Source organism: Streptomyces sulfonofaciens, from assembly GCF_014656295.1.
GTDB lineage: Bacteria > Actinomycetota > Actinomycetes > Streptomycetales > Streptomycetaceae > Streptomyces > Streptomyces sulfonofaciens.
The window spans coordinates 309,604-330,056 of sequence record NZ_BNCD01000009.1 but is presented as its reverse complement, the minus strand read 5'-3'; the positions used below and the strand labels follow the sequence as shown (position 1 = coordinate 330,056).

General features: G+C 71.0%; 13 protein-coding genes and 1 pseudogene. 4 read left to right on the top strand and 10 right to left on the bottom strand.

Features of this window, described 5'->3' with window-relative positions; translation table 11 throughout:
- Together IE313_RS17360 and IE313_RS17355 are read left to right on the top strand one after the other, a co-directional pair.
- Positions 1-168, top strand: a 168-nt coding sequence (locus tag IE313_RS17360; RefSeq protein ID WP_308439185.1) for a transposase, incomplete at its 5' end; no start/stop codon positions are given.
- A 361-nt stretch (positions 169-529) separates the two neighbouring features.
- Positions 530-1,312, top strand: a complete 783-nt coding sequence (locus tag IE313_RS17355; RefSeq protein WP_189933094.1) for a GNAT family N-acetyltransferase — start codon at positions 530-532, stop codon at positions 1,310-1,312.
- A 647-nt stretch (positions 1,313-1,959) separates the two neighbouring features.
- Here the strand turns inward: IE313_RS17355 and IE313_RS17350 are convergent.
- The 4 genes and pseudogenes from IE313_RS17350 to IE313_RS17340 form a co-directional block, all read right to left on the bottom strand.
- On the bottom strand, positions 1,960-3,495 hold the full coding sequence (locus IE313_RS17350) for an FG-GAP and VCBS repeat-containing protein (protein WP_189933092.1): 1,536 nt from the start codon (positions 3,493-3,495) through the stop codon (positions 1,960-1,962).
- A 620-nt stretch (positions 3,496-4,115) separates the two neighbouring features.
- The gene (locus tag IE313_RS35245) at positions 4,116-4,688 is read right to left on the bottom strand and encodes a beta family protein (protein WP_229924708.1); all 573 of its coding nucleotides are present in this window, start codon (positions 4,686-4,688) and stop codon (positions 4,116-4,118) included.
- Between the two features lie 59 nt (positions 4,689-4,747).
- Positions 4,748-5,170, bottom strand: a pseudogene (locus tag IE313_RS36415) (beta family protein); the annotation flags it as partial.
- A gap of 223 nt (positions 5,171-5,393) precedes the next feature.
- The gene (locus IE313_RS17340; RefSeq protein ID WP_189933087.1) at positions 5,394-8,372 is read right to left on the bottom strand and encodes a hypothetical protein; all 2,979 of its coding nucleotides are present in this window, start codon (positions 8,370-8,372) and stop codon (positions 5,394-5,396) included.
- A gap of 981 nt (positions 8,373-9,353) precedes the next feature.
- On the opposite strand from IE313_RS17340, the gene IE313_RS17335 reads away from it, so the two are divergent.
- On the top strand, positions 9,354-12,026 hold the full coding sequence (locus IE313_RS17335) for an MFS transporter (protein WP_189933085.1): 2,673 nt from the start codon (positions 9,354-9,356) through the stop codon (positions 12,024-12,026).
- 386 nt (positions 12,027-12,412) lie between these two features.
- Here the strand turns inward: IE313_RS17335 and IE313_RS17330 are convergent, their stop codons facing one another.
- The 6 genes from IE313_RS17330 to IE313_RS36010 all read right to left on the bottom strand — a co-directional run bounded on the left by IE313_RS17330 (position 12,413) and on the right by IE313_RS36010 (position 18,207).
- Positions 12,413-14,023, bottom strand: coding sequence for an MFS transporter (locus IE313_RS17330; protein ID WP_373317011.1), 1,611 nt, complete (start codon positions 14,021-14,023; stop codon positions 12,413-12,415).
- 765 nt (positions 14,024-14,788) lie between these two features.
- Entirely contained in the window at positions 14,789-14,950 is a 162-nt protein-coding gene (locus IE313_RS17325; protein ID WP_189933082.1) for a hypothetical protein, read from the bottom strand.
- 375 nt (positions 14,951-15,325) lie between these two features.
- Complete coding sequence (locus tag IE313_RS17320) at positions 15,326-15,490, bottom strand: hypothetical protein (protein ID WP_189933080.1); 165 nt, start codon at positions 15,488-15,490, stop codon at positions 15,326-15,328.
- Positions 15,491-15,865: 375 nt separating this feature from the next.
- Positions 15,866-17,104: an SRPBCC family protein gene (locus IE313_RS17315; RefSeq protein ID WP_189933078.1), complete on the bottom strand. Its 1,239-nt coding sequence runs from the start codon at positions 17,102-17,104 to the stop codon at positions 15,866-15,868.
- Positions 17,097-17,759, bottom strand: a complete 663-nt coding sequence (locus IE313_RS17310; protein WP_229924707.1) for a hypothetical protein — start codon at positions 17,757-17,759, stop codon at positions 17,097-17,099. The genes IE313_RS17315 and IE313_RS17310 overlap by 8 nt, the downstream gene beginning before the upstream one ends.
- 91 nt (positions 17,760-17,850) lie before the next feature.
- Positions 17,851-18,207: a gas vesicle protein GvpG gene (locus IE313_RS36010; protein WP_268256712.1), complete on the bottom strand. Its 357-nt coding sequence runs from the start codon at positions 18,205-18,207 to the stop codon at positions 17,851-17,853.
- Between the two features lie 1,331 nt (positions 18,208-19,538).
- On the opposite strand from IE313_RS36010, the gene IE313_RS17300 reads away from it, so the two are divergent.
- A complete protein-coding gene (locus IE313_RS17300; protein ID WP_229924706.1) occupies positions 19,539-20,051 on the top strand; it encodes a hypothetical protein in 513 nt (170 codons plus the stop codon).
- Positions 20,052-20,453: the final 402 nt, after the last annotated feature.

Sequence of the window (20,453 nt, the reverse complement as noted above, 5' to 3'; positions counted from 1 at the left end):
AAAGAAGAGCACAACCGCTCACACCGCAAGGTCCGCGCCCGCGTCGAGCACACCTTCGCCCGCCTGAAGACCTGGAAGATCCTCCGCGACTGCCGTCCCAAAGGCGACGGCGTCCACCACGCCATGCTCGGCATCGCCCGCCTGCACAACCACACGCTGGCCGGGTGACGCAGAAACCACCAGGCCACCAGACACGTCAAAGACCATTTACGGGACAGCCCTTAGCGGACGGTGATTGGCGAATTGGGGGAACGACCGCTGGAGTGTGGCTCCGGGAAGGTTGCTGAGAAGGAGGAACGCTGGGCTGTCGGTGTCGCGCGATCTACGCCGCCGTGCCTCCCGGCGTGGCGAATGGCCGGAAATCGACTGAATCACTACAGTCCCATTCGAAAGTCCATGCGGTGACCGGGCTGAAAGGGGTGGCCGAACGACCCGCTCGTGGCGGGCAGTGCAGGGTGCTCCCGTCCCGCACGTAGCTTGTCAGGGCTCGCCCCCGGTCGGCCACCGCGCTCACACTCCGCCAAGGCAGATGAACATGCTCGACACGCAGAACGATCTCCTCCGACGAATAGCGCCGCGTTACGGCGTCGTGTTGGAAAACCTCAGCGCCGGGATGGACGGCGCACATGTCCATCGGGCACCCAACGACACGGTCCTGGTGTACACGGGCCTGCCGACCCCCCTCTTCAACACCGTCGTGAGCTCGCTTCCGGAGCCGGACGCCGATGAGATGGCCGAGGCGGCGGCCTTCCTGGCGGGCAAGGGCGCTCCGTGGAGCCTGGTCGTGCATGGTGTCCCCGATCCGGACACGGCTCGGCTGGCCATCGAGCACGGCTTGACCGTGAGCGTGCGGGAACCGCTCATGATTCTGCCCCCCGATGCACAGGTACCCTCTCGGCCGGTGGACCACGAGGCACGGATACGTACCCTGTCCGCCCCCGATCTCGACCTCTACGTCGACACGCTGGCGGCGGGGAACGAGGAGCCCCGCCTGGGGTACACGCCGTTCGCCGGTCCCTTCGTGCCGCGCATCCCGGGCACGACCCTGCACCTCGCGGAAATCGACGGCGTTGCAGTGGGCACGGGGTATCTCGACGTGTCCGGCGATATCGCAGGCATCTGGGCCATCACCACCCTGCCCGCCTACCGGCGGCGCGGAGTCGGACGGCTGATGACCGAGGAACTGGTCCGGCTCGCCAGGGAAGCCGGCGCGTCCACCGTCTTTCTGTACGCTTCCGACATGGGAAAGCCGATCTACGCCTCCGTCGGTTTCCGTTCCGAGGAGTTCCTGACCGTCCTCGTGGCGCCCTGACGGGCCACCGGATCCTCCAGTCATGCGGCCGCCGGGTTGCCGCAGAGGTGACGGCCGGGCCGCGCGGGGCGACGGAGGGCGTCCGGTGCTCCGCCACCCGCCTCCGTGACGCGCACGCCGCGCGGGTGGTCACCGGCGCAGCGTTACTGACTTCGGCTCGGTCAGGGTGACTTCCTCGAAGTCCCTGACAGGTCCGGAGCGGTGGCTGTATTCCGTGGTGTGTGAGGTACGGGGACGTGGCGGCCAGACCCCTGTCGTGACGGTCGGCGGGCTGCGCTCGGGGCGGGGCGGCCCGGCTCCACCGCCGCGACTGCTCCCGCACCGCTCCGGTGAGGGCGGGGTGCTGCACCATCTTCCCGATGGCATTGGCCACCAGTCGGCGGCGCCGGCGCTTGTCCGACGCGGTGGAGGGGTGCGGCTGGGCAGGGTGTCCGGCCCCGTCGCATGGGTCGGCACCCTCCCGATCGCCTCGCCGGCCGCCAGTTCGACGCAGGGGTGGGGAGCCTGGCCCGATGCCTCACCGGCGAAGCCACGGTCTCCCGGCGCGACCCATCAGACCAGGATCAAACCCGGATTCCGGGATAAGACATCGGGAGAGAACGACCTCTGAGCCGTTGACCGGCTCAAGGTCAGGGCACGGCAGCGGGTCAGGAAGAGAACTCCGAGCCCAGTCCGCCTCCGTTGTGCTGGGGGACGCCCAGCGTGCGGGCGCCGAAGGTGATCGAACCGGTCGGCGTCACGCCGTCCGCCGTCGCCCTCAGCACCCAGATCGAGCCGTCGTAGGTGTCCTCGGAACCGCCCTCGCCCTCACCCGAGCACCCGACGACCAGGTCGGCCATGCCGTCGCTGTCGGTGTCGGTGAGCTTGGTGCCGGACCCGAAGTTGTCGTAGGCCTGCGGGATGCCGGGCACACCGGCGGTGTCCTGGCTGAAGACCTGCGCGCCCTGGCCGGTCAGACCGTCCGCGGTGCCCCGCAACGTGACCGCGCTGCCCGCCATCTCAATGCCGTCGTAGGTCTCGTTGGGCACCCCGACGGACACGTCCGCGTACCCGTCACCGTCGATGTCGCCCACCGAGACACCCCTGCCGAACCCGTCGACGGTGCCTTCGACGTAGTTCTCCTCGGCGACGCCGGGCACACCGGGGCTGTCCTGGTTGATCCTCCTGAGCCCCGCGGGATCGGGTCCGTCCGCACTGCCCGGCAGGTAGGTGACCATGCCGCCCTTGGCCTGCGGCAGGGGGTCTTCGCTGCCGAAGTTGCCGTCCGGACGGCCGATGACGATGTCGGCGTGGTGGTCGCCGTTCACATCGCCGACGTCCAGGTTGTCGCCGGCGCCGTCGAGACCGCTGACGGTGGCGCCCGGGGTGAGGCCCGCGGGCGCGCCCTTGAAGTAGCCGACATGGCTGCCGTCGCCCCTGCCGCCCGCGGAGACGACGTCCGCGATGCCGTCACCGTTCACGTCGCCCGCCGCCAGGTCGCTCATCCTGGCCGCATCGGGTGTTCCGTCGTCGGGGCCCTTGACGTCGTGCGTGCCTCCGGCCGGCGTACCGTCGCGGTGGAAGGGGCCGGTCAGGACGCGCAGGCTCGTCCCGCGGACACTGGCCGCCACGTCGGGGGCACCGTCGCCGTTGAAGTCCCCGGCCACGGTGAGGTCACCGAGCCCGTCCTCGTACGTGGCGCCCTCGGAGAGCCAGGTCGAGCCGGACAGCCCGTCGGGGCCTCCCCAGATGACCGACAGTGATCCCTGGTCCCCGTTGTCACCGCCGGCCCCGACGATCAGGTCCGCGTACCCGTCCCGGTCCAGGTCGGCGGAGGTGACCGAGCTGCCGTAGGCGTCGCCCTGCTCGGCGTCCCCCGGGATATCGGGCCTGTTCTGGTCGAAGACCTGCTTGGAGGAGGTCACGAGGCCGTCGGCCGAGCCGTACATGACGGCCACGTAGCCGTCGAACGCCGCACCGCCCCCGTCCTGGTTGCCCTCGTAGCTCGCGAGTCCCGCGGCGGGCACGGGAAAGGCGACGTCGGCGTAGCCGTCGCCGTTGAAGTCGTCCCGGAGCCCGGCGCCGGTCGTGGTGGCGGTGCCACTGCCTGCGGTGTCCGCAAGGGCCGCGGGCGCGGTCACCGACAGGCTCACCGCGACCGCCGCCATCAGACCGATACCGCCTGCCGCTCTGCGCAAGTTCATCAATATCCTCCCGGACCGGACGTGACCACCCGGTGGGCCGGGCCGGTGCTCATGGGGCGCACGCCCGCGCGGCCACCGTCGCCCCGCGGCCACCGTCGCCCCGCGCCCCGCGGCCCGCCCGCGGTGGCATCACGTCGCTCCTTGCTCCCTGGAACGCACGAAAAGGCGCATGACAGCGCATCGAGAGCGCGTCACGCGCCTGTCCAGACCCGTCAGGAGCGCGAAGGGTTGTGCGCCCCCTTTTCCCATGGCGGGAAAGCGGGGCACGGTCCGCAGTCCGGGCTCGGCCGGTCCGGACGGCCGAGCGGGCGGCTCGGCGCACCTGCGGACGGCGTGAGGGTGAGGGCATGCGAGGCAGGACGGCACTGCACCGGGACGCCGACGGCCGCGCAATGGGCGATCCCCCCACGGCCTGCCCGATGTGCCCTTGTCCGGGCGAGGGTGGCCTCGCCCTGCCTCCGCGGTCCCAACCCTCACCGGCTCACCGGAGGCCACGGTCTGCGATGCACCGCCGCTGCGCCTCCCCCGCGAGGTGAGCACCGCGGAGGACGGCGGCGGGCCGGCTGGAGCGAACACCCGCGGCGTCCTCGGCCTGGACGCGCGGCGCGATCTCCGCCGGTTCAGTGCACGGGACGCTCTTCGAGGCATTTGACGAGGAACGTCATGTGCTGGATGTTGCCGACTCGGTTCCACACCGAGTGGTTGCCTGTGGTCCCGGATCCATGGGCGCAGTCGCGAAGCCAGCCTTCCCCCGTGCCGGCCGACGGGCCGCGGAAGTCCGTGAGGCTCCTGATGCGCCCGGCTGCCGCACGGTTGACCGCGTCGCGGTGGTCACCGCGCTGCAGCACCTTCTCGAAGAGGTACGAACGCGAGGTGGTGTAGCGCAGGACGCCCCAGGACGGTCCGCCCTTGCCCGAGGGCGGTGTCCGGGCGGTGTACCGGGCGGGGAGGACGCCGTAGTCGCCGTAGTGCAGCAAGGGGAGGTAGAGGCGTCCGCTGTGGTGAATCCCGTGCCAGGTGTCCCAGTCCGCCCGCGGTGCCTCGTACGACGTGCCTTCACGGAATCCGTCGGGCGGTTCGGGGAAGCCGCCAGACATGACGGCGACCGTCCGCCAGGGGGCAAGCGGGACCAGGGTGTCGAGGGCGCGCAGCGCCTCCTTGGCGGCGTCCCGGCCGGCGAGGGCACGGCGCACAGGTCGAGGAACAGGTCGACGGGGACGGTGGGGCCGACTCGGTCGAGTAGGTGGCGTGTCGGCGCCGTGTCCCGATCGTGCCACTCGTCGGGAACCCGCACCCGGATGCCCAGGCGGTCGCCCCGGTGCTGAGCGGCCGCGAGGGCGAGGGACTGCTGTGCGGCAGGCCGGCCCGGCCCGGTCACAGGGCGCAGGTTCCGCAGGGCCCACCATCCGGGCGGCAGTGCGCCGGCCAGCACAGTCGCCTCGTCGGCGTCGACGAACGGTGCGTCCAGCCATGCTGCCCGGTGCTTGTGCGCGGTGACCACGCGGCCTACGTCGTCGTGGATCCTCCCGGCCAGGGGAGCGGGCATCATGCCCGGACGCGGCGGCAGGGTCCACAGCGGCGCGACCTTCGCCTGTGTGCCGGGAGGCAGGGCACGGTAGGCGTCTGCCGCATGCTTGCGGGTCGGCAGGACGGGAAAGTACAGCGCTCCGGACATGACGGCCCCTCACCGCGATCCCTGTCATCTCCCCGCTGTCAGCATGAATGGGGATTCAGGGTCCGCAAAGGGCGCCAATCAGTCATGATCGCGGGCGGGTCGGACGTGGACGGCCCGTAGCCGTGCGGGACGGCCGGCACGGATGAACCGGCCCGCTCGCACGGCACGGTCGCACCACGCGGAACGAGGGCCCGACCGGTCCGGTCGAGCCCTCGTTCCCGCTCTATGCCTCCCCACCCCGGTGGGCGGCCGGCGGCGGTCCGTAGAAGTCGGGCGTCCGGTGGGCGTACGAGCCGGGCACCGGCGCCCGGGAGCCGGGGGCGGTGGTGGGCCCGGTATCGGCCCGCGCGGGTCCTGCCGTCGTCGGAGCCGCGGTGTTCCTGAGCGTCGCGGCGGGGGAGACGGTGAAGGTGCCGCGGAGGTACTCCCAGTTGTTGTGGGTGATGACGCTGAGGTTCCAGTTGCCGGCCGCGGCCCCGGCGAGGTCCAGTTCGGCCTTCAGGGACTTCCGGTCGTCGGCCACCGAGGTCGTCGTGGACTCGATCGTCCTGCCGGACAGGGTGATCCGAACCTTGTCGTCCTCGTGCAGAGCGGTGCCCGTCACCACCACCGTGGTCTTCGTGCCGCTCTCGCCGCTCGTCGGGGTGACCGGACCGACGGTGATCTTCTCGGTGCCGCACAGCGTGCTCACGCAGTCGAGCCGTGCGCTGTAGTCGGTCCGCGACGCCTTCTCGGGCAGGCTGAGGACGAAGAGGGCCGGGGTGACCTCGCTCGTGTAGGGCTCGTCGACGGAGCACTGGTAACCGGTGGGGATGTACAGGGCGCAGTTGTTGTCCAGGTCCGCGTTGTACAGCGAGGGAACGGCCGTCTCGCTGCCCCCCGCCGTGTCGCTGATCGCCAGGTCGAATCGGTCGCGGTACGCGGTGGGCAGCGCCGCGCAGACGGCGGTGTGCTGTTCGTCCAGGCTCCCGGTGATCGGGCCGTACCCGTAGCTGATGTTCGGGACCTTCACGCACTCGTCGGCCGGCCCGTCGGCCGTGGCGATGCGCAGGGCGTCGAAGCGGTAGGCGTCGGCGGCGTCCAGGTACGTCGGGACGGTGACGAGCACCTGGTAGCTGCGGGAACCGGTGACCGCGCACGACTTGTTTCCGGACGAGCAGACCGTCTTGCCGTCCGCGTCGAAGGCCGTGATGTTCGCGGTGCCGAGCGGGTCCCGGACGTTGAGGTGCAGCGTGTCGGCGGCTGCGTCGGTGGTGACCTTGCGGCAGTGCAGCAGGCCGGGCGCCCCCAGCGAGCCGCCCGTGGAGGGGCCGCCCACCGCGGTGGCCGGGTTCGGCGCACAGCCCTTCGCGGTCGCGGTGACATCGCGACGGGTCAGGGTGTACTCGGCGGCCGCGTCGCGACCGGTGACCAGCACCGTGTGCGCGGCGCCCGCGGTGAGGGGGCAGGTGGTCCAGGCGGTCAGGGAGGGTGTGATGCCGCACACCCGCCTGCCGTGCTCGTCCAGGACCGAGAACTCGGCGGTGGACGTGCCGGAGACCGTCCGGAGCTGAAGGTTCTCGACGGCGCTGTGGTCGTCGGCCGGAACGGACAGGCAGCGGGCGAAGACACCGCCACCGGTGCTGAACCGGGCCGAGTCGGTGCTGTCGGTGAAGTCGCCCGCGGGGACGGCCGTGCAGTCGTTCGCGACGTCCGTGCGGAACAGCGCGAGGCTGTACGAGCCGGTCGGGTGGTTCTCGTCATCGGTGGAGACCAGGACACGGAACGGGGCCTTCCCGCCCAGTTCGCAGGTGCCCTCGGAGAGCGTGGTCCAGTCGCACTGCTGCACGCCGTCCGCGTCGACGGCGATGGCGTCGGGGCTCGGCGCGGATCCGCCCAGTGCCTTCAGTGCGGCCGTGCGGGCGCCCGCGGGCAGCGGCAGCGTGAGGCAGTCGATCTCGCCGGCCCAGCCGAGGGAGCCCTGGTGGAGACCGAGGTCGACCGACTCGCAGCCGGCGCCGGAGGAACGGTCGATGACGAGAGTCGCGTGATCGGTGAGCAGGGTGTAGTCACCGGCGGCGAGCAGCGCACAGGGGGACTCCCACCGCTCGCACACGGTCCTGCCGGCCTTGTCGTACACGGCGAGCGCGGTACGGGCCCCGGACTGGACCTCGTACACGGCATAGCGTCCGGCGGCCGGGGCGGTCAGGATCCTGCACCCCGTCGCCGGATCGGCGGTGGTGGGCGCCGACCCGTACGCGTTGACGGGGGCGTCCGCGCAGCCTGCCGGGTCGGACAGCCGGCGGGTCGTCAGGGTGTAGGCGGCGGGAAAGCCTCCCTCGATGTCGGTCACCCGTGCGAGCACCCGGTAGGGGCCGTCGCCGGGCAGTACGCAGCCCGTGCTGTCGTCGTCGTTGAAGTGCGGGCAGATCCGGGCTCCGGTCTCGTCGGTGATCCAGGATTCGCTGCTGCCGTACCCGGCGGTGTGGAAGTCGACGGTGACCCTCTCGCCGGCCTTCCCGGTGAACGGGTGGCACACGACGGCCACGGGACCGGCCGCGGAGCCGGTGACGGGGCCGAGGTCCCAGGAGGTGCCGGTCTCCGGCTCGCAGCCGGTGGTGGTGGCGAGCGGGACGACCGCGACGCTGACCTCGTCCTCGGTCCACCCGTTGTTGACGACCTCCAGGGTGAAGGCGCCCGCACGGGGGAGGCGGCACCATCCGGCGCTGCTCCACTCGGTGTCGTAGCAGTCCAACGGGGTCTCGCCGTCGAAGACCTGGGCCGCGGTCTCGTTGTGCTGGTCGTCCAGCAGGACCCTGTGCAGCGCGGCCTGTTCGGCGGTGAAGGCGAAGCAGGCGCTCCCCTGCGCGGGGACCGTCGCCCTGCCCACCGCGGAGCCCGGGTCGCCGAAGGGGGCGAGCGGAAGGGCGGGGCAGTCGGTGGCGTTGGCGGTGGTTCTTCGGGGGGCGCTGGCGGTTCGGGGGGCGGTGGTGGTGCCGGTGGCGCGCGTGGCGGTGGTGGCGGCGGGCGTGGCTGTGGTGGCGGTCGTGGGCGTGGCGATGGCGGTCGCGCGCGTGGCTGTGGCGGCGGCGGGCGTGGCCGTGGTGGCCCCGGATGCCCACGCGGCTCCGATCGGGAGCAGTGCGGACAGCAGGATCGACATTGTGAGCAGGAGTGCGGTGTACGCCGCGGATCTCGCGCGCGAACACAGGTGGTAGGACATTCCGTTCCCCCCAGGCCGGTCGAGTCAGGCAGGTGAGCGTGGGCCCGCGGGGCGGTGGACGACGTGCGGTGGCCGCGGGTCGTGCCCGTGTACGGTGAAGCGCGATGACGATCGCACATATGTTCCTGTGCTCGCGGAGGGTTTCCGGTTCTCCTCGGGGGTGCCAATGGCGGTGTCGTGCCCGCCGTCCGTGTTCGGGCCGGGGGTGAACGGCGCCCCCGGATCGGTTGCCGGCTTCGGGTGCGGGGATGTCTGCCGGGTTGGTCGGCGCCGGAGGCCCCCTCGTCTCACCCCTCGTCCCCTTCGCCTCACCAAGTTGCCCAGGGCAAACACTTGGTCCTATACTTGCTGAGACCAAGCAAATGTCGTAGGGAACAGGCGATCGATACGAGAGTGGCCCATGGCCGCGGGACCAGGCCCCGCCCCGCCGGTACGAGCGGTGAAACAGCCGCCCCGGTACCGCTGTCGGCGCGAGCCCCCGCCGGCTGACAGCAACGGAGGCCGCCCCCGGTGCGGGAGGCGAGGTGATACGGCTCATGCGGCTGGTGTCAGCCCGGGAACAACGCCTCGCCACGCCCGGGATCGGCGGCGCGGATCGGCCACTGCCGGTCCGACTCGCGATGGCCGGTCCGCAGTGGTTCACCGATCCGGCCGCGGGCGCCCTGCTCGCTCTTTCGACGGTCGGCCGTCGGCCCGGGTCCCGTGCGGACCACGGGCCCCGTCGAACGCCGGCCGGGCCCGGAAGGCGGGCGTGGCACGCTGCTGACCGCCACCGGCGCCGGGTTCGCCGCCCCGGAGCGGTACAGGCGTGAGCGGCACTGCGAAGTCGCGGCCGTCCCCAGGGACGGCCACCCGAGGACCGCTTCCAGCTCGTCCGGTCGTTGAACCGTCTCAATGAGGACCAGCCGGCACATCACCATGCGCGGCACTGCCCGGGAGCTCGCTCCGGGGTGTCGGTGGAGGACAGGGAGAAACAGCACGATGAGCCATGCAGCCCCCGCGCAGAGCGCGGGGCCCACACCGATAGCGTCGCCGGGCGGCCTCAGCCACCGGCAGATCCTCACCATCCTCAGCGGCCTGCTGCTGGGCATGTTCCTGGCCGCCCTCGACCAGACCATCGTCAGTACGTCCATCCGGACCATCGCGGACGATCTGCACGGCCTCAGCCAGCAGGCCTGGGCCACCACCGCGTACCTGATCACCTCGACGATCTCGACACCGCTCTACGGCAAGCTGTCCGACCTCCATGGCCGCAAGCCGTACTTCCTGGCCGCGATCAGCATCTTCATCGTCGGCTCGGCACTGTGCACCTTCTCGACCTCGATGACCGAACTGGCCGTGTTCCGGGCCTTCCAGGGCATCGGCGCCGGTGGTCTGATGTCACTCGCGCTGGCGATCATCGGTGACATCGTCTCGCCCCGCGAACGCGCCCGCTACCAGGGCTACATGCTCGCGACGTTCGGCATCTCCAGTGTGGGCGGGCCGCTGATCGGCGGTTTCCTCGCGGGGACGGACAGCATCCTGGGCGTCGTCGGCTGGCGCTGGGTCTTCCTGGTCAACGTGCCCATCGGCATCATCGCGCTGTTCGTCGTCGCCAAGGTGCTCAACATCCCGCACACCCGGCGGCCGTCCCGCATCGACTGGTGGGGTGCGCTCACCCTCATCATCGGTGTGGTGCCGCTGCTGCTCGTCGCCGAGCAGGGCCGTGGCTGGGGCTGGGGCTCGACGCGGTCCCTCACCTGCTACGTGATCGGTGCGGTCGGCATCATCGCCTGGGTCTTCGTCGAGCGCTGGATGGGCGACGCCGCCCTGATCCCGATGCGCCTGTTCCGCAACTCGATCTTCAGCCTGACCAGCCTGGTCGGGGTACTGATCGGTATGGGCATGTTCGGCGGCATGCTGGTGATCCCGCAGTACCTGCAGATCGTCAAGGGCGCCAGTGCCACCATGTCGGGCCTGGAGATGCTGCCGCTGATGGCCGGCATGATGGCCGCCTCGATCGCCTCCGGCCAGGTCACCTCCAGCACCGGCCGGTACAAGATCTTCCCGATCATCGGCAGCGCCCTGATGGTCATCGCGATGGGGCTCTTCTACTACCGGGTCATGTGGGACACGCCGCTGTGGCAGACCATGGTCTACATGGCCGTCTTCGGCCTGGGCCTTGGCTGCTGCATGCAGACGCTGGTCCTGGCGGTGCAGAACGCGGTGCCCCTGAAGGACATGGGCGTCGCGACGTCCTCGTCCACCTTCTTCCGGCAGATGGGCGGCACCGCCGGTACGGCGATCTTCCTCTCGGTGCTCTTCAGCACGGTCAGCGGCAAGATCGCCTCGGCGTTCACCGAAGCCGCGTCGACCGCGAGCTTCAAGGCCGCGCTGAGGGATCCGGCGGTGCTGGCGGACCCGGCGAACAAGCCGGTGCTGAGCATGCTCAAGGGCGGCTCCGGCGGCGGTTCCGCCAGTGTCCTCAGTGACTCCTCCTTCATCCAGAAGCTGGACCCGCGCCTGGCCGAACCCTTCAAAGCGGGCTTCGCGGACGCCATGCACACGGTGTTCCTGCTGGCCGCCATCGTGATGGCCGTCGCCTTCGTGGTGATCCTGTTCATCAAGGAGGTACCGCTCCGGCAGATCTCCGCACTGGAGGCGCGTGCCGCCGAGGCGGCGTCCGCTCTGGAGGCGGGTGCCGCCGACGGGGCGGGTGTTGCGCCGGGCTCCGAGCGGGAGCCGCAGCCCGAATCGGAACTGCACCCCGAGCGGGAGCCGCAGCCCGAGCGGGAACCGCAGCCCGAGCGGGAGCCGCAGCCCGAGCCGGCCCTCGTGGGCGCCGAAGCCGCACAGCTCCAGCGGGTGGCAGCCTTCGCCTCGGCCGGCGGCTATGACATCCCGGCGGCCTGCGACGCCGTCCACGGCCATGTGCGGGGCTTCGACGGCACACCGGTGGCGGCCGCCACGCTGACCCTGATCTCCCACACCGGACAGCAACTGGGCCGCGCCGCCGCACAGTCGGACGGCAGCTACACCCTTCCGGTGCCGGGCGCCGGTTCGTACGTCCTGATCGCGGCCGCCGACGGCTGCCAACCGCAGGCGTCCACCGTCACGGTCGGCCGGGAGCCGGTGTCCCACGACGTGTTGCTGTCCGCCAGCGGTGGACTCGCAGGGGTCGTGACCGGTGCGCTGGACGGCCTGCCCGTGGAGGGCGCGATGGTCGTGGTGACGGATGTCCCGGGCAACGTGCTGGCCACCGGCAAGAGCGACGCGGGCGGTGGTTTCACCCTGGCCGAACTGCCCGCGGGCGAGTACACGGTCGCGGTCCATGCCGCGGGCTGCCGGCCGACCGCCCGCTTCGTCCAGGTCGGCGGTGCCGGGATCACCCGGATGGAGATCGTCCTGCAGGCGGGTGCCCAACTGCAGGGTTCCGTCCGGGCCGGTGCCGACCACCGTCCGCTGGCCGATGCCCGGCTGACCCTGCTCGACGCGGCCGGGAACGTCGTCGGCACCGCCACCAGCGGCCCCGACGGTGCGTATGCGTTCACCGACCTGGACGAGGGCGGGTACTCCCTCATCGCCAGTGGCTACCCGCCGGCGACCACCACTGTCAGGGTCGAGGGCCGGGGAGCCGAGGACGTCGACCTGGAACTGAGCCACCTCGAGAAGTGACCTTCCGGTAAGAGGCCGGCCCGTACCTGGAGCACAGGGGTACGGGCCGGCCTTTCCGTTTGCCGACCGTCGTCCGGTTGGCCGCTGTCTGCGGACCGTCGACCGGTGGCCGCTGTCTGCCGATCACCGACGGTTGGCCGCTGTCAGTCGGCGACCGGTGGCCCGGTCACTGCGAGTCGGCGACCGGCAGACGGCGACCGGGAGTCGATCACCATCAGCCGACGGCGCAGTGCCGGGTCCTGTGCCGGGTCGGTCGGTCCTGTTCCTCCCCGTCGGGGGCGCGGGGAGGGGTGGGTGCCGACCTTGTCGTGCTCGGGCCGACGAACGGCAGGCCGGTCCGGCCGTCAGTGGGCGCGCCGGTCGCGGGTTCCCGGACGCCGCCGCTGTCACGAGGCGTCCGCGTTCTCCTGTCTGCTCTCCTCCTGGATCACGGGAAAGCGGCGCGGTGCGACGAACAGCAGGACCAGCAGGGTGAGTACGGCGGCTCCGGCGGCGCCGAGGAAGACGCTGTCGACGGCGGAGTCCACGGCGCGGCGCAGGTAGTCGGCGACGGCCGTGTCCAGGGAGTCGGGGTTGCCGAGGGTCCGTGACACGGAGTCGAGGTCGCCGGACAGCCTGAGCCCGTGCGCGTGGGCGAGCCGTCCGGCCAGCACACCGTTGGCGACGGCGCCGAAGAGCGCGGCGCCGACGCTCTGGCCGATCTGCCGGTTGAACATGATGGACGCGGTCGCGGTGCCGCGCTCGGACCAGCCGACCGAGGACTGGACGCCGATGATCAGCGGGAGTTGGAAGAGGCCGAGTCCGCAGCCGAGCACCAGCATGACCAGCGCGGGCTGCCAGGCCTGTCCGGGAAAGGGCAGGAACGGGAAAGAGAGAAGGGTCAGCGTGGCGACGGACATGCCGGTGACGGCGGTGAGGCGGAAGCCGATGCGGTTGTAGACGCGACTGGAGAGGGCGGCGGCGATGGGCCAGCTCAACGTCATCACGGACAGCACGAAGCCGGCGGGGATCGGCCCGAGGCCGAGTACGGACTGCGCGTAGGTGGGGACGAACACGGTCGGCGCGACCGTCAGCAGGCCCATGGCGCCGAGCGCGAGGTTCACGGCGGCGATGGTCCGGCGGCGCCACACCCAGCCGGGGATGATCGGTGCCGCGGCCCGGCGTTCGATGACGGCGGTGGCGACGGCGAGCGCGGCGGCGCCACCGAAGAAGGCGAAGCTCGGTGCGGAGAGCCAGGGCCACGCCACACCGCCCTGGACGAGTGCGGTCACCAGCAGGGCGCCGGTGGCGAACACGGCCAGTGCGCCGGCCCAGTCGAGCCGGGGCCGCCGGACGGGTGCGGCCCCCCTCGCGGCCCCGGTGCCCGAGCGGGCGGCGGCGCTGCGGCTCGTTTCGTGCAGGTGTTTGACGATCAGCCACAGGGCGAGCGCGCCGGTCGGCAGGTTGATGAGGAAGATCCAGCGCCAGTCGAGGTGGCCGGCGAAGAGGCCGCCGACGGCGGGGCCCGCCACGGACGAGGTCGCCCACACCGTGGACAGCTTGGCCTGGATCTTGGGGCGTTCCTTCAGGGGGTAGAGGTCGGCGGCGATCGTCTGCACGGTGCCTTGGAGGGCACCGCCGCCGAGGCCCTGCACCACGCGGAACGCGATGAGCGCGGCCATGTTCCACGCGGTGGCGCACAGCAGGGAACCGATGACGAACACGATGATGCCGACGATGAGGACGGGCTTGCGGCCGAACGTGTCGGAGATCTTCCCGTACAGCGGGAGCGTCACGGTGACGGCGAGCAGGTAGCCCGAGAACAGCCACGAGAAGACGGAGAACCCGCCGAGGTCGCCGACGATCTGCGGGACTGCGGTGGAGACGATCGTGCCGTCGATGGCGCCGAGTGCCATCGAGAGCATCAGCGCGGCGACGACGGGGCCGCGACCGCGTGCGGCCGGTGCGGTGGCCACTGCCTGCTGCGGCCCGGCATCCGACGAGGGGTGGTCCGGTATCGCTTCTGCTGGCTCCCCACTGCTCACGGATTTCCTTTCCTGGCGCACGTGTTTTCGACGGTACGGAGTGCGGCCAGCGTATGCGCGTGCTGTCCGGGCCCGCCCGTGCGTCGCCTGACGACCCGCCCCTCGTTCGCACGCGCCGAGATCCATGTCGTCATGGGCTGCCGTCCCGGCTCGGACGGATCTGCCGCCCGGTCCCGCCCGGTTCCGTCCAATCACGATCGGTCCGCCCGGTTCCGCCCAGTTCCGCCCAATCACGATCGGTCCGCCTGGTCCCGCTCGGTCCGCCTGGTGCCACTCGGGCCTGTGCGGGCGGCGCGGGCTGTGCGGGCTGCGCGGGCTGTGCGGGCTGCGCGGGCCCGTGCGGGCCTGTGCGGGGTGGCGGATCGGGCCCCTCCGTCGCGTCACTGCGCGCGGCGCGGCGGGCCTGCGGCAGCAGGCGCGTCTCGCGTCCGGTCGGCGGGCTCCTCTCGGCGGCCTTCCGCACCTGCGCGGAGCCTGCGGTCAGGACGTGGCCTGCGCGGCACGCGGACAGCGGTGCGTCGGGGTCCTCGTGCCTCTGGATCGGGAAGGCGGCGTCGGCTGCGCCCCTCCGGCTGTTCCGTACGGGGCGGGGCGGCCGTCGACAGCGGCAGGAGGACCGGCCCCGCGCCGCACCCCTCGGCGGACGTCAGGTGTAAGCGCCGAGGACCCTCTTGAAGCCTTCGCGAGCCGGACGCCGGGAGATCACGCATGCAGGGTCCCCGGGGGTGGTGGACGCGCTCATTCGGTGCCGTTCGGGCGGCTGGGGGGCGTGGTCGGCGTGGTGTTCTCCTCGGGGGGCGAAGGCCGCCGGTACGAGAGGCCGCCCATCATGAACACCAGGGTCGCGATCACGATGGCGATGACGCCCAGTGCGTAGCCGATGGTTTGCAGTGCAATCACAACGGTCTCCCAGACGGGCAGCCGGACCAGAGCCCGAGCAGAGCCGGACCAGAGCCGGACCAGGGTCAGATCGGTAATTTTGCCTACATTCTGGACCAGTGCCACTCTCTCTGCGAATTCTCTGCGAACGATCTCCGTGCCGCGGCTCCGGTCGGGGCCGAGGGGGTGCGCACGGGGCGCCCGGGCGGTTCTCAGCCGTCGGTGCCTTCCCCGGTGCGTCGGCCACTGGCTCCGTCTGTTCCTTCTTCGGTTCCTTCATCGGCGCCTCCGTCGTCCCGCCGCCGGTGTGCGGCGGGACGACGGTGCCCCCGGTGGTCGTTCAGCGGTGGTCGTTCACCAGCGATCGCTCACCAGCAGCCGTTCATCAGCAGCCGTTCACCGGCGGTTGAGCCAGGCGAGCAGTCCGACCACGGCGCCGGCCATGGTGACCCGGGTGAGGCCCCCGGCTGCGGTGAGGTATCCGGCGAGGTAGCCGGTCGTCAGGGCGAGGGTGCGGGGCGCTGTGGGGTCCTGGCCGCCCGTGGGTAACTTGCTGGACAAAGATCCATCTCCTTGGGTCGGCGTCGGGCCCCTGCTTCCCGTGGCTCCGGGCCCGGCGCGGATCTGCCTGCGGCATATGCCAAAGAGTGTCCGTGATTTTACGGCGGGTGACCGCAGGTCCGGCAAACACGCGGGGCGCGAGCGAAGCACACGAGGGCGCGGAGCGTGGGGGTGTGGGGGCGTGCCTGCGCCGTGTGCCTCCTGGTGCGCGCCGGGTGCGCGCGAGGGAGTTCTCCCACCCGCTCGCGCGGGGGCTCCGTGCCGGCAGGGGTGCGCGGTCAGCAGGTGGGCGGCCCGGTCCCGCCGCCACACAGGCCGGCACAGGCCGCACCCCGCGCCCCGAAGTGGGGAACCAAGCCCATGGGCGCGACGCGTTCACCTTCGGCCCACGGAGTCGTGGTCCTGGGCGCCTTCCTCTTCGAACTCGTCGTCGTACGGCTCCTCGTCCTCGTAGAGCTCGTCGTCGCCTTCGCGGTCGTCGTCACCCGGCTCGTCCTCCAGGACCTCAGGGTCCTTGGGCTCCACTTCGTCGTACGCGCGGCCCTCGTCGTCCTCGTCGTCCTCGTCGACATCTTCGACCTCGGTGTCGTCGCTCTCGGCGTCCTCGGGTCGGTCGTCCTCGGCGTCCTCGTCGACCTCGGTGTCGTCGCTCTCGTCGTCCTCCCGTCGGCCTTCCTCGCCGTCCTCCGGTCGGTCGTCCTCGCCGTCCTGCTCCGTGTTGTCCCCGGGACCGGTGCCGTCACAGGAGCCGTCCTCATCGCGGGCCCGCGTCTCCTCGCGCCGCATCGCCTCGTCGTGGTCTACCACGACCTCGCCGTCACGGATCTCGCCCCGCCACGAGTCCGTGGCCTCGCCTCGCATCATGATGAACTTCCGGTACAGCTTGAGGTCGAGGCGCGCCCTGCGTCCCTGCGCCCGCCAGATGTTGCCGGTCTTCTCGAAGAGTCCCTTCGGGAAGTACTCAAGGACCAACAGCACCCTGGTCAGGTCGTCCGTGATGGCGTGGAAGGTCACGACCCCCTTGACGGTGCCCTTCGCGCCCTCGGTGGTCCAGGTGATGCGCTCGTCCGGCACCTGCTCGGTGACGTTCGCCTTCCAGCTCCGCGTGGACTTGGCGACCTTGACTTTCCAGTTGCTCGATGTGTCGTCGGACTTCTCCACGCTCACCACGCCCTTGGCGAACGTGCTGAACTCCTGGAACTGCGTCCACTGGTCGTACGCCTCGCGCTTCGGCACGCCGACGTCGATGTCCTCACTGATGGTGACGGACTTGGATTTTCCGCCGCCGCCCTTGCGACCCTTGCCGAACAGCCCCTTCACCTTCTCCGTCAAGGTGCTCTTGAGGTGGTCCTTTCCTACCGTCTTCAGCGCGTCGGCGGGCGACTTGCCCTCCGTGAGCGCCTGGCTGCCCTTGGCCAGGCTTCCGGCCAGGCCGCCTATCGGCCCACCGGGCCGCGCGAGTTCGCCGACGCCCTCGCCGAGCCGCTGACCCAGAGTGGTCACCGTGTGTGTGGCGCGGGCCACGAGGTAGTTGCGCAGCTCTTCCTTGAGCCGGTCCATCGCCGGATTGTCCGAAATCTTCTCCCGTACACCCGACATCGTTGACTCAGGCATTGCTTCCTCCTCGCTTGCTCGCCCTGCGGGCCGTACCTGAGGCCGCCTTCCTCGCGCGCGGGGTCGTTTTCGCCGCACCAGCGGTGGCCTTGTGCTCGGAGGGGACCTTCTTGGTCCCCCCGGAGGCGGTCCTGCTCGCACCGGACGCCCTCTTGTGAGCCCTTCCGGACGTACGCGCGGGGGAGGTAGATGCGGTCCTGCCGCCGGAAGATGCCTGCGCCCCGGGCCGGGACGCCGTACGCGCATGCGACCGCACCTCGGTGTCCGGTTCCTCGCGCTCCTCGCCGCGGTCGGCGGCGTCCCCGTCATGGTCCTCGGGGTCGACGTCGTCCTCGTGGCCGCGCTCCTCGGGCTCCTCGCCCTTGCCGTCGAGCGCCAGCGTGCGCTGGTGCAGCGAGTCGGCGAGACGGCCGATCCGATGGCTCAGTGCCGAGGTTGCCGCAGATTTGGTGGAGTCCAGCAACTCCTTGCGAACCTGGCCGTCGAGACCGGCGAGCAACGGCGATTCGGCCAGCATCGACCCGAGCTGTTTGGGGTCGAGCTTGAGCTTCTTCCCGGCCAGGAACATGCCCAGACCTATGGCCATTTTGGCCTTCTTCGTCCGTCCGAGCAGATAGCCCCCGACCAGGGCCGCGCCGATTTTCGTATGGCTCATCATTTCTTGCGCACCTCGTTCTTCCCGTGAAGAAAGCTGTTGCCTTGTGACGGACGTCGAAGGACGCCGTAGTGCGTGCCCGCAGCGCGCTTCATCGTCGAGTGACGAGACGGAGCCGCCTGCGCCCCGTCATGGATCCACTCCGGTCGAGCGGCTCGTCCTCATGAAGTCCGAACTCTTCTTCAGCCATCCGATCCGCGACGAGTTCCTGCTCCAGTCCGGCCGATCGGCCAGGTGCGGGCCCCGGGTCGTGGAACTCCTGCTCGGCGGCCAGGAGGGCCTGGCGGAGAACCCAGGGCACTCCGCGTGCGGGCACGGCCGGGAGGGCGAGAACCTGACTGGCGAAACCCGCGAGTCCGTCCTGTTCAATCCCGGGACCGGCACCCTGATCCCATTCGGGAGCCGATGTCCTCGGGTGGAAACCGTAGGGCGGCAGCGACCCCTTCAACCGAGAACTCGCGGCTCGTCGGCCACCGCCTGTGAGAAGGCGGTTGCCTTACCCCGCTTCACCAGGAACGACCTGTTCAGGAAGCAGTCTTCGTCCGTTCGCGGGCCATGGTGCTTGGTGCGGCAGGGGCGAGGCGGTCCATCGTTCCTCTGCTCCCTTGCTGACGTGCGATCACCTCATGGGGTGGTCAGCTCACCAACCGCGCGCTTTCCCGTTGTGCGCGTCAGGATTCGCCCTGGCGAGTTCACTGAGTTCACTGAGTTCATTGAGGTCACGAATCCGCGTGGGCCCCGGTGCCGCCTCGCGCAGCAGATCGTCCTCGTCGTGTCCGAGCTTCGGGGTTGAACTCAAGGCAGTCCGCGAGTTGGGTGGGCCGGGCCGTGCGGGCATCGGTCGTTTTCGAGGGCCTGCACGACCTGGTCGTCGTAGGGTGCCCTGCCCGGCAGCGAGTCGCCGCGTCGCACGGCGCATCGCCTCCGGTGCGGAGATACGTTTCTTCTTGCGGAGATGCCCACTTGGTGCAGCTTCGCTTTCTGGTGTCGGCATGGCCTCGTCCATAGGGTCGGCAAGTGAAGCTCGTGTGAGAAGCGCGTGCCCAGCAAGACATGACCTATGCCAAGTGTGTTCGGGGGCTGTCCCGGCACACCGCTCTGCCGCCCGGGCGGCGGGGTCGCTGAGCCGGCCTCCGCCGACGGCTCGCAACGGTGCGGAACCGGCTCCCAACCGGTGCGGAACCGGTGCGGGCCCCGGCTCGGAACCGGTGCGGGCCCCGGGGCGCGGGAGCGCCGCCGGCCCGCCCCCGCCTCCGCCCGCCGCTCGACGGGACGCTCGACGGGACCCGCCGTCCTGCGGCGCGGCCCCCGGCAGCGTGCCGTCGACCGTGCGGGGCGCGTGCGCACCCTCCAAGGCGCGGGCGGACGCGCGCCCTCGAAGCCCCGGCACGCATGCGCGCCCTCGAAGCCCCGGCACGCATGCGCGCCCTCGAAGCCCCGGCGCGCGTGCGCGTGGCGAGGGGCGGTGAACGGGCCGGAATGCTGCGGATGGCCGGGAACCTCCGCAGCGCGCCGGGCGCCGGGAGGTCCCCTCGGGACCGATACACGCCAAAAGCCCCCGCCCGCGCCGCGGCGTCGTCCGGCCGCACCGGCCGCATCGAGCCGACCGTCGCACTCTCCCTGCCGTGCGTGGATGCCCCTCCTCAGGTCCGCCACAAGTTCAACACGTTGCCTTCACACAACACACACTTCCGGCCGAGTGGTGCCGGGTGTGCCCCCGGTGGGAGAGACGGTGCGCCCGCCGCCCGCATAGCCTCCCGGGCCATGCGATCACCACTGATGAGACGTCTCGGCCTCAGCGCCGCCCTCGCCCTCGTCCTCGCCGTGTTCGGTCTGGTGCCCAGCGCGAGCGCGGCCGACCCGGCGCCGGCCGATCTGGCGTTCGCCACCGACAGTGCCACCACCACGCCGGGCGGCGCGGTGAACCTGTCGATGACGATCACCAATCACCACACCTACGACGTGTGGTTCGTGTACCAGACCATAGAGCCGACCTGGCTGACCACCCAGCGCCCCGACCTGAAGTACAGCTTCACCGGCTGCTCCCTGGCCACGACCGCCGGCCCCACCCCCTGCTCCGGGACGGGCCCCGCCGACCTCGGTGCCAACTACGGTGCCACCATTCCGCCCGGCCAGAGCCGTACCGTCACGCTGACGCTCCAGATCGCCGCCGACTCCGGCTGCAACGGCAACATCGGCTTCTACTCGTACTTCTACGCCGAGTTCAGCGACAGCACGAACATCAGCGGCGGTCCGGTCTACACCCCCGAGACGCGGGTGCTTTGCGCCTGACGGCCCGTCCGCGGCGAGGGCGGCCGAGGTGGCGGTGACCTGAAACAGCCTGCGATCAGGCAGGTGTTCTGGTATAGACCACTGATGCCCGGCCCGGCGGGCCCGACCGGCCCGCCGGTGCCCCGCACCCGGCCCGGACCAGCGCCCGGGCCCCCTCGGCCGCCGCGCCCCGCGCTCCGCGGCGCTAGCGGAGCGCTCAATTCGCCTGGAAACCAGGTCTGTTGGACACATGCGCTTTTCCGTCATGTTTCACAATGGGACCACGAAAGCTCCACACGGACATCACTATGTGACGCGACGGATGCGTCGGCGACCGGCTCCGAGGGGGAGGCAGGCGTCACGCAAGGGGGTGCGTCCGCTCCGCGGGAGCCGTGCTCACCCATGCCCGGGAGGGGACTTCAC